General features: G+C 61.6%; 8 protein-coding genes. All 8 read left to right on the top strand.

Features of this window, described 5'->3' with window-relative positions; genetic code table 11:
- The first annotated feature begins 114 nt into the window (after positions 1-114).
- The 8 genes from AAAX34_RS04825 to AAAX34_RS04790 all read left to right on the top strand — a co-directional run bounded on the left by AAAX34_RS04825 (position 115) and on the right by AAAX34_RS04790 (position 10658).
- The gene (locus AAAX34_RS04825) at positions 115-348 is read left to right on the top strand and encodes a PTS glucose transporter subunit IIA (RefSeq protein WP_349110239.1); all 234 of its coding nucleotides are present in this window, start codon (positions 115-117) and stop codon (positions 346-348) included.
- A gap of 6 nt (positions 349-354) precedes the next feature.
- Positions 355-1221, top strand: coding sequence for a PRD domain-containing protein (locus AAAX34_RS04820; protein ID WP_349110232.1), 867 nt, complete (start codon positions 355-357; stop codon positions 1219-1221).
- Between the two features lie 99 nt (positions 1222-1320).
- Entirely contained in the window at positions 1321-2937 is a 1617-nt protein-coding gene (locus tag AAAX34_RS04815; RefSeq protein WP_117769497.1) for a PTS transporter subunit EIIC, read from the top strand.
- Between the two features lie 3 nt (positions 2938-2940).
- Complete coding sequence (locus tag AAAX34_RS04810; protein WP_117769499.1) at positions 2941-4323, top strand: 6-phospho-alpha-glucosidase; 1383 nt, start codon at positions 2941-2943, stop codon at positions 4321-4323.
- A 256-nt stretch (positions 4324-4579) separates the two neighbouring features.
- Entirely contained in the window at positions 4580-6412 is a 1833-nt protein-coding gene (locus AAAX34_RS04805) for an NAD(P)-binding protein (RefSeq protein WP_148332053.1), read from the top strand.
- A gap of 50 nt (positions 6413-6462) precedes the next feature.
- Positions 6463-8217, top strand: a complete 1755-nt coding sequence (locus tag AAAX34_RS04800; RefSeq protein ID WP_349110237.1) for a [FeFe] hydrogenase, group A — start codon at positions 6463-6465, stop codon at positions 8215-8217.
- Positions 8218-8219: 2 nt separating this feature from the next.
- Positions 8220-9275, top strand: a complete 1056-nt coding sequence (locus tag AAAX34_RS04795; RefSeq protein ID WP_349110229.1) for an ABC transporter substrate-binding protein — start codon at positions 8220-8222, stop codon at positions 9273-9275.
- Positions 9276-9299: 24 nt separating this feature from the next.
- Complete coding sequence (locus tag AAAX34_RS04790) at positions 9300-10658, top strand: ATP-binding cassette domain-containing protein (RefSeq protein WP_349110227.1); 1359 nt, start codon at positions 9300-9302, stop codon at positions 10656-10658.
- Positions 10659-10787: the final 129 nt, after the last annotated feature.

The following is a 10787-nucleotide window of genomic DNA, read 5'->3' as shown; positions in this document are numbered from 1 at the left end:
CGAGGGACGGCCCCGTCAAGCCGTGACCGGAATCGGTGAAAATACGTTAGCGCAACCGGTGAAACCGCCTTTGCGCGAACGGCGCGCCTGCTTAGCGAAACTGGTGAAAAATAGATTGACGCTAACATTAAGCTTGAGGGCAAGGGCTTCCATGCGCTTGTTGCCCAGGGTGACCATGTCGACGCGGGCCAGCCCCTCGTCGAGGTCGATTTCGACGCGGTCCGCGCCGCCGGCTTCGACCCCACGGTCTTCGTTATCGTGTGCGAGCGCTCGGAGAACTCGACTCTTCGTGAGCATGCTTCCGGCCCTGTTGCTGTTAAAGAGCCTGTCGTCTGGCTTTCCGAGTAAATTCTTGTGGTGGGTACCGTGGTTATCAAGCGAGTTTTTAACAACAACGTCGCAATGGTCACTTCGGACGATGGCTCCGAGCTCATCGTCATCGGTCGAGGCCTCTGCTTTGGCCGTCATGCCGGCGATGCCATCGACGAGGCGTCGATCGAAAAGACCTACGCGTTACAGGAGGGAACTTCTCAGGATTCGCGTACGATTGACCGCTTGGCACATCTTTTGGAGTCCATCCCCACCGTCAACCTCGTGATTGCCGAGGACATTGTTCAGATGCTCCGTCGAGAGCTCAATGTTGATATCAACGACAAGATTCTCATTGCTCTCGCAGACCATATCAGCCTTGCTTTGGAGCGCGAGCGCAAGGGCGTCTCCTGTGAGAATCCGTTGCTGCTCGAGATCCAGCAGTTCTATCGCAAGGAGTATGCACTTGCGGGCCGTGCGCTGCAGATTATCAAGGAGTATATGGGCATTCAGATGAGCGAAGAAGAGCAGGGTTTCATTACGCTGCATATCGTCAACGCCACCATGCCGCAACGCTCCGATCGTTTGATTGTTTCGGTCCAGCTTGTTCGCGACGTGCTCGCGATTGTTTCCAAGCGCTATGCTACGACCCTCGATGACACCTCGCTGCCTTACGAACGTTTCGTTCGTCACCTGCAGTTTTTCGCACAGCGAGCGCTCGATCCTACGGCCGGGCAAATCAACGGAGACGCGCTGTTCCGAATCGATGAAACGGCGTATCCGTGTGCATTCTCGTGCGCGGACGCCATAGCCGCTCACTTGTCGTCTATCTATAACGTTGTCGTTACCGATGCCGAAAAGAGTTATCTCGCATATCACATTGTTAACCTGCTTGGAGAACCTGGTCTCTAGGCATAACGTGCCCACACATCGATTGATATAAGGCAAGGCTCACGGTCTTGTCTAGGGCACATCTGTCTTAATTTGCGGAAAAGGAAGGGGAGTACCGCTATGACCGCAAAAAAGAAGTTCAATTTCAAAGCGCCGTTGGAGGTGTTCGCGAAGTCGATCGTTCAGCCGATGATGTATCTCTCGGTTGCCGGCATCCTGCTCATCGTGGGCATCATTCTGACCAACAAGACCATCTGCGCTTTGGTCCCCGTACTGGGCTCCGGTCCGTTCCAGCTTGTGGGCGCCGTTGTCTATCAGTCGCTGATGTTTATCATCAACAACCTCTCGATTCTGTTCTGCGTGGGCATCGCCGGCGCCATGGCAAAGAAGAACAAGGGCCATGCTTCGCTGATTGCCCTGATGTCGTTCTTCCTGTTCCTGCAGGCTAACAACATCGTGCTCAACGCCACCGGCTCTCTTGCCGATGCGAGCGGCATGCTCGGTCTTACCGGAACCGGCCAGGCCACCGTTATGGGCATTCAGGTGCTCGATACCGGCGTGTTCGGCGGCATCATCCTTGGTTGCATCACCGGTGCCGTGTTCAACAAGTACTCGAACAAGCAGTTCCCCATTGCCCTTTCGATGTTCTCGGGCGTCCGCTTCCCGTTCCTGATTATGATCATCATTTCCTGGATCATGGGCGCTGGCTTCTGCATCGTTTGGCCTCCGGTTCAGGGTGCCATCTCCTCCGTTGCCGGCATCATTAAGGAGTCGGGCAACATCGGTCTGTTTATCTACGGCATGCTCAACAAGCTGCTCGTTCCCACCGGTCTGCACCACCTCATCTACACCCCGTTCCAGTTCTCCGATGTGGGTGGCACCCTGACGCTGGGTGATCAGGTTATTGCCGGCGCCTATCCCATCCGTGTTGCCGAGATGGCAATGACGGGTCAGCCCTTCTCCGATAGTACGTATTTCAACAGCTACACCTTCAACAACCTGTGGCCCTACATCGGTATCGGTCTCGCCTTTATCGTCACCGCTTACAAGGGGAACAAGGATAAGACCAAGGCCGTTATTATCCCGCTGATCATCACCGCCGTGCTCTCCTGCGTGACCGAGCCCATGGACTTCCTCTTTGTCTTTGCCGCTCCCGTGCTCTTTGTCGTTCACTCGGTTCTTTCCGGCATCTTCCTGGTCCTGCTCAAGGTCCTCTCCGTGCCCGCTTCGACTGCAGGCGGCATCATCAACATCGTGGTTTCCAACCTGGTCCTCGGTGTCGATAAGACCAACTGGCCGGTTATGCTGGTGCTTGGAGTCGTCAACGCCGCTCTGTACTTCTTCCTCTTCACCTTCCTTATCAAGAAGCTCAACCTCCACACGCCTGGTCGCGAGGAAGAGTCCGAGCTTGCCGAGTCCGTTGCCGAGGGCGAGGCCGCCGCGTCTGTCGCGGTGAAGCAGGGCGCTGTTGCCGCGGCTCCCGCAGAGGGCGTCGATGCAGGTATTGCCGACCTGGTCGCAGGTCTTGGTGGCAAGGACAACATCGAGGAGCTCGAGAACTGCTTTACGCGTCTCCGCGTGAACGTTAAGAACCCGGACCTCATCAATGAGGACCTCATCAACCACGTGCCCAACAGCGGCATCAACCGCAACGGCAATAATATCCAGATCATCTTTGGCATGAAGGTCGCCGAGATGCGCGACAAGGTCGAAAACGCAATTGAGAAGGAGCAGTAAACAATGATCATTACTCTGTGTGGTGGCGGATCCACCTTTACCCCCGGCATCGTCAAGTCCATCGCCCTGCGCAAGGACGAGCTCGACGTTGACGAGATTCGTCTGTACGACATCAACGAGGAGCGCCAGCGCAAGATCGGCGTGCTCGTGGACTGGATTTTGCACGAGGACCTCGGCCTGGACATCAAGCTCACGGTGACCACCGACAAAAAGACGGCTTTTACCGACGCGAGCTTCGTGTTTGCCCAGATGCGCGTGGGCGGCTACGCCATGCGCGAGCAGGACGAGAAGATTCCGCTGCGTCACGGCTGCGTGGGTCAGGAGACTTGCGGTTGCGGCGGCCTTGCCTACGGCATGCGCACCATCTTCCCCATGGTCGAGCTGATCGATGACGTTGAGAAGTACGCCAAGAAGGACTACTGGATTCTCAACTACTCCAACCCTGCCGCCATCGTCTCCGAGGGCTGCCGCGTGCTGCGTCCCAACGCTCGTATCATCAACATCTGCGACATGCCGATCGCGATCATCGACGTGGTTTGCGCCGCGCTCGATATCGACAAGAAGGATGTCGAGTACGATTACTTTGGCCTCAACCACTTTGGTTGGTTCACCTCGATCCGCCACAAGGGCGAGGAGGTGCTCCCGCAGCTGCGCGAGTACATCAAGGAGCATGAGATTCTGCTGCCCGACTCTTACCTCAAGGGCATGGGCTCGCTCATGGCAAAGAAGCCCGAGGAGGCCGTCGACGAGCACCCCGAGCAGAACCGCCACACCAAGGGCAGCTGGTACTACGTCTGGAAGGGCGAGTACGAGATCATGGAGTGCTTCCCGGAGTACCTGCCCAACACGTATCTGAACTACTACCTGCAGCAGAAGGAGTTCGTCGAGCACTCCAACCCCGAGCGCACCCGTGCTAACGAGGTTGAGGAGACGCGTGAGAAGAACCTCTTTGATGGTATCGACCATTACGAGAAGACGGGCGAGATCGACGAGAGCACGTTCTATGCGGGCAGCCACGGCGACTGGATTGCCGATCTGGCTATCGCTCTGAAGAACGACACCAAGCAGCGCTTCCTGGTCATTTGCGAGAACAAGGGCGCCATCCCCAACATGCCCTACGACGCTATGGTCGAGCTGCCTGCCTACATTGGCAAGAACGGCCCCGAGGTCATCAGCCGCGACAACATTCCGCTGTTCCAGCAGGGCCTCATGATGCAGCAGCTGAACTCCGAGAAGCTCATTGTCGAGGCTACGATCGAGGGTTCGTACGAGAAGGCGCTTAAGGCCTTTACGCTCAACAAGACCGTGCCGTCGATGAAGGTCGCCAAGGAGGTTCTCGACGACATGATCGAGGCCAACAAGGGTTACTGGCCCGAGCTTAAGTAAAAGCAACAGGGTCGCTGGCCGCATGCCTGAAGCAATGCCCCGCCCACGTGATTGCGTGGGCGGGGCATTGTCGTTTGGTAACGCGTTTTATCAAATATGGCATTTATCTGCGATAATGTTCATTTTCACCGCTGATGGTGACATTTCATACCGCCTGCCGAACTGCGTGGAGACCTAACAACTTTTTAGGTCAGTGTTGTGCGTGTAGCAATTTCGCCCGGCCTCGCCTCCGGGCTGCCATGTGAGAGGGGATCTTATGGCTCGACTGCACGTAATGGAACGCAGCCACGCTCAGGCCGTCATGGACGACCTGCACGATGCACTCGGACGTCGTCTGGCGGTGAGTTCACTCGCCCCGTGTCCCGTCGAGTTTACGGCGGCGCTCGTCAACCTGTGCTCCACCCAGAGCTGCGGCAAGTGCACGCCCTGCCGCGTGGGCCTGAGCGCGCTGAGCGACCTGCTCGCCGATGTGCTCGAGGGCCGCGCCGACGAGTCCACGCTCAACTTGATTGAGCGCACGGCCCGCACCATCTACCTTTCGAGCGACTGCGCCATCGGCTACGAGGCTGGCGCCATGGCACTCACGGCCATTCGCGGCTTCCGCGACGATTTTGAGCACCACATCCGCGAGCACTCCTGCGGCTTTGACCGCGAGGCTCGCGTCCCGTGTGTCTCGGGCTGCCCGGCGCACGTCGACATTCCTGGTTACATCTCGCTCGTCGAGGCAGGCCGTTATGCCGACGCCGTCAAGGTCATCCGCAAGAACAACCCGCTACCGCTCGTCTGTGGTCTGGTGTGCGAGCATCCCTGCGAGATGCATTGCCGCCGTGGCATGGTCGACGACCCCATGAACATCCTCGCCCTCAAGCGTTTTGCCGTTGAGCATAGCGACCTCAACGACCACAAGCCACATGTAGTGGACAACACCGGTAAGCGCGTCGCCGTGATCGGCGGCGGCCCGGCCGGCCTTTCCTGTGCCTACTACCTGGCCGTGATGGGCCACAAGGTGACCATTTTTGAGCAGCGCCACCACTTGGGCGGCATGCTGCGCTACGGCATCCCCAGCTATCGTCTGCCGCGCGAGCGCCTGCAGGCCGAGATCGACTGGATCTTGAGCGCCGGCATCGACGTGGAGCTCGACCACTCCGTGAGCGGCGAGGAGCTCGCCCGTCTGCGCGACGAGTTCGATGCCGTCTACCTGGCCATCGGTGCCCACAGTGACAAGAAGCTCGGCCTTCCGGGTGAAGAGGCGCCCGGCGTGGAATCGGCCGTCAAGATGCTGCGCGCCATCGGCGATGACGAGCTGCCCGACCTGAGCGGCCAGCGCGTGTGCGTCATCGGCGGCGGCAACGTTGCCATGGACGTGGCACGCTCCGCCGTGCGCTGCGGTGCCGAAAAGGTAAGCATCGTCTACCGCCGTCGCATCTGCGATATGACGGCCCAGGACGCCGAAATCGCCGGCGCCCAGGCCGAGGGTTGCGAGGTTCTGGAGCTCACGGCGCCGCTCGCCATCGAGACGGGCGAAGATGGTCGCGTGAGCGGCCTGCGCGTGCAACCGCAGATTATCGGCGAGCCTCGCCGTGGGCGTCCGGCCCCGCGTGCCGCAGCCACGCCCGAGCGCGTCATTCCCTGCGAGCGCGTGTTTGTGGCCATTGGCCAGGACATCGATTCCAAGCCGTTTGAGGACATGGGCATCGCCTGCAAGTGGGGTCGCGTCGTTACCGATTCGGACGGCGCCGTGCCCAACTTCGATGGCCTCTTTAGCGGCGGCGACTGCCAGACCGGTCCCGCCACCGTCATCCGTGCCATCAACGCCGGCCGCGTGGCTTCGGCAAACATCGACCGCTACCTGGGCTTTGACCACAAGATCAAGCTCGACGTGGAGCTGCCGACCGTGCAGTTTAAGGGCAAGCACGAGTGCGGCCGCTGCGAGCTGGGCGAGCGCGAGGCCGGCGAGCGCATTCACGATTGGAATCTGGTCGAGCAGGGTCTCACCGAGGAGGAGGCGCGCCAGGAGGCGAGCCGCTGCCTGCGCTGCGACCACTTTGGCTTTGGCGCGTTCCGCGGAGGGAGGAACCTGGAATGGTAGAGCTCAACAAAACCACCGTCGGCGACAACAGCGAAAACGGAGCGCACAACATGGTCAAGCTCACTATCGATAATTGCGAGGTCGTGGTACCCGAGCACACCACGATCCTGGATGCGGCCAAGTCCGTCGGCATCCAGATTCCCACCCTGTGCTACCTGCGCGATCTGAACGAGATCGGCGGCTGCCGCGTGTGCGTGGTCGAGGTTGAGGGCTGCGACCAGCTGGTTGCCGCCTGCAACAACTACGTGCTCGATGGCATGGTGGTCCACACCAACAGCCCCAAGGCCCGCGAGGCGCGCCGCACCAACGTGCAGCTGCTGCTTTCGCAGCACGATTCACGCTGCACGAGCTGTGTGCGCAGCGGTAACTGCAACCTGCAGACCATTGCCAACGACCTGGGCATTTTCTATCTGCCGTTTCAAAGGCATTTGGCGGGCGAGGGCTGGGATTTCGATTTCCCCATCATCCGCGAAAACGACAAGTGCATTAAATGCATGCGCTGCATCAAGGTGTGCGAGAGCGTACAGGGCCTAGGGATTTGGGACCTGACCAACCGCGCCACGCATACCGCCGTGGGCACCCGCGGGCGCGTGCCGATCGGCAAGACCGATTGCGTCGCGTGCGGCCAGTGCATCACGCATTGCCCGACGGGCGCGCTGCGCGAGCGCGACGACACCGAGACCGTGTTTGACGCGCTCGCTAATCCCGACAAGATCGTGCTGGTGCAGATCGCGCCGGCCGTGCGTAGTGCTTGGGGCGAGGAGCTTGGCATTCCGCGCGAGGAGGCAACCGTCGAGCGTCTGGCTTGCGCGCTGCGCCGCGTGGGCTTTGAGTACGTGTTCGATACCGATTTCTCGGCCGACCTCACCATTATGGAGGAGGGCTCCGAGCTGCTCGAGCGCCTGGGCGCCGCCGCTAAGGGTGAGGGCGACAGCCGCGGCTGGCCCATGTTTACGAGCTGCTGCCCGGGCTGGGTGCGCTTTGTGAAGGCACGTTACCCCGAGTTTGTCGACAGCCTGTCCACGTCAAAGTCGCCGCAGCAGATGTTCGGCGCTATCGCCAAGACCTACTACGCCAAGATGCTGGGCGTGGAGCCCGAGCGTCTGTTCGTGGTGTCCGTTATGCCGTGCACGGCCAAGAAGGCCGAGTGTGCGCTGCCGAGCATGATGGGCGAGGGCGGCGCGCCCGACGTGGACGTTGCGCTGACGGTGCGCGAGATGGTGCGTATGATCCGCGCGAGCCACGTGAGCGTTGACACGCTGGTCGAGGAGCCGCTCGATACGCCGCTGGGCTTTGGCACGGGCGCGGGCGTGATTTTTGGCGCCACGGGCGGCGTGATGGAGGCTGCCGTGCGCTCGGCATATTACCTGGTGACGGGTAAGAACCCGGATGCCGATTTCTTTACCGACGTGCGCGGCCTGGACGGCTGGAAGGAAGCCGTCGCCGATATCGATGGCACTAAGGTGCGCGTCGCCGTGGCACACGGGCTGGGCAACGCTGAACGTCTGCTCGACGCGATTCGCGACGGCCGTGTGAGCTATGACTTCGTTGAGGTCATGGCGTGCCCGGGCGGCTGCGCCGGTGGCGGCGGTCAGCCCATTCACGACGGCTGCGAGCTGGCAGCCGAGCGCGGTCAGGTGCTCTGGGGCCTCGATGCGAACGCCGAGATTCGCTTCTCGCACGAGAATCCCGATGTTCAGGCGTGCTATAGCGAGTTCTTGGGTGCGCCGCTCTCGCCGCTGGCCGAGGAATTGCTGCATACCGACCATCACGCATGGACGATGCCTAACGAGGGGACGTGCTAGCGATGCGCGCGTTTAATGTTGAGATGTCGCGCCGGGGGTTTGCCTCGGCGCTCGCCGCGGGCGCCCTGTCACTTGCGCTCGCGGGCTGTGGCGGCGGGGCTGCCGGTGCCGGGTCCGCCGCGGGCTCGGTTGCCACGGACGGCGCCGGTGCCGCTGCCGAGCCGGTTGAGGTGCACGTCGCCTCGCTCAAGGGTCCGACGTCGATTGGGCTGGTGCAGTTTATGGACCAGGCGGCCGACGGTGCCACGGACAATGAGTTCGACTTTGCGATCAACACTGCCGCCGACGAGATTGTGCCCAAGGTCATTCAGGGCGATATCGATATCGCCCTGGTGCCCGCCAACGTGGCGAGCGTACTCTACAACAAGACCGAGGGTGCGGTGCAGGTCATCGATATCAACACGCTGGGCGTGCTGAACGTGGTGACGGGTAACGCGGACGTTACTTCGTTTGGCGATCTGGCGGGCCATACCGTCTACATGACGGGCAAGGGCACCACGCCGGAGTACGTCATGAACTACCTGTTGGAGCGCGCGGGCCTGACCGGCCAGGTGGCGCTTGAGTTTAAGAGCGAGCCCACCGAGGTGCTGTCGGCGTTGCTTGTCGACCCGTCCGCCGTGGGCGTGCTGCCGGAGCCGTTCAAGACCGCTGCCATCGCCAAGAGCGAAGGCAAGCTGTCGGCGCCGGTGAGCCTGACCGATGTGTGGGATGAGCTAGCGGGTGACACGGGTTCGCGCCTGCTGACGGGCGTGACCGTGGTGCGCCGTGCCTTTGCCGAGGAGCATCCCGAGGCCGTGGCGGAATTCTTGCGCTGCCATGTTGCGAGCGTTGAGGCCGTGAACGCGGCGCCGGCGGACTGGGCGCAGGCCGTGGTCGATGCGGGCATCGTGGATAACGCCACGATTGCCGAAAAGGCGATTCCCGGGTGCATGCTTGTCTGCCAGACAGGGAAGGATATGAAGGCCGCGCTCGGTGGGTATCTGCAGGTGCTGTCCGACGCGGACGCGAGCGCCGTGGGTGGTAAACTTCCGGCTGACGATTTCTACTACATGGAGTAGCCCGTGCGTGCGTTTGCTCGACAAATGACAGAGCGTATGAAGGCGGTGGCGGCAGCAGGTGCCGTCGCCGCCTTTTGGCTTGCCGTGTGGGTCTTCGCGGCGGCGCTGGTGGCGCAGCCACTGATCTTGCCGGGGCCGGGTGCTGTTGCCTTGGCGCTGCTGCGCCTGGTGTGCGATGGCGGTACCTGGGCGATTTTGGTGGGCTCGGGCGCGCGGATACTGGGCGGGCTGGCGCTTGCCGCGGTGTGTGGTGGCGTGCTTGCCGGGATTTCGTCACGGTTGCGGGCGTTTGCGCGCCTGGTGGCTCCGGCACTTTCGTTTGTTAAGGCGACGCCGGTTGCCTGCGTGGTGGTCCTGCTGCTCATTTGGCTGGGATCGGCGCGCGTGAGCATCGCGGCGGTCTTTTTGATGGCGCTGCCGGGCGTATATTTCTCGCTGGTCGAGGGCTTGGCACAAGTGGATAAGCCGCTGGAGCAGATGTTTCGCCTGCATGGCGTGCGGGGATGGCGACTGTTTTGTGCCCACACCTGGCGCGAAGTCCTGCCGTTTGTGCTTTCGTGCGCCCGCGCCGTGATTGGCATGAGCTGGAAGGCCGGCGTGGCGGCGGAGCTGATCGGCATGGCGACGGGCACCGTGGGCGAGCGCATATATCAGGCAAAGCTTTTGATTGAGACGGCTGACCTGCTGGCGTGGACCGTGTTGGTCGTGGCGGCATCGTGGGCATGCGAGTGCGTGCTGGTGTGGCTGCTGCGGGCTTCGGGGCCCGCAGCATGGCGTGCTGCTGTGCGGGCGCATGGGCGTTGTCCTCGCGGACGTGCAGGCGGCTCTGCTGGCGGCAGGGCTGCTGCGGAGCTTGTGCTCGCCGTGGGCGATTGCGCTCCCTGGGCTCCGGCGCTCGACGGACTGGTGCTTCGTGTGCCCGCCGGTGGGCGCGCCTGCGTGATGGGCACCTCGGGCGTGGGCAAGTCGACGCTGCTTGCGCTGGCGGCGGGGGAGTGCGCGCCGTGCTCGATGGTGTTTCAGGATGTGCGCCTGGTAGAGGGCGCCTCGGCTTTGGATAACGTGCTGGTGTGCGCCGACGCGCGCGTGGACGCCTCGAGTGCCGCGGCCCTGTTGTGCCTGCTGGTGCCGGGGGTCGATGTGCATGCTCGTGTGGCCGAGCTCTCGGGCGGGCAGCGCCGTCGCGTCGAGATTGCCCGAGCCCTGCTGTGTCCGGGCGGCGCAGTGATTCTGGACGAGCCCTTTACCGGCCTAGATACCGCTGCGCGCGACGCATGCGCCGAGGTTGTGCTCGACTTGCTCGACGGCCGCATGCTGTTGCTTGCTACGCACGATGTCGTCGACGCTCAGGCCCTCAATATCTCGGACATCATCACGCTCTAAATACTTACTCAGCAACAAAATGATCCGTTTTTTCTCCGTCCCCATAGGGTTGGGTATGGTATTCTATCTGCGGGGTAATACTTAGGATTACCAAGTAATACCAACGCAGTAGAAACAAACTCCAGATTC

The organism is Collinsella sp. CLA-ER-H4, from assembly GCF_040092395.1.
Classification (GTDB): Bacteria; Actinomycetota; Coriobacteriia; order Coriobacteriales; family Coriobacteriaceae; genus Collinsella.
Note: the sequence above shows the minus strand (reverse complement) of the source record. Positions and strands in the feature narration are given on the sequence as shown.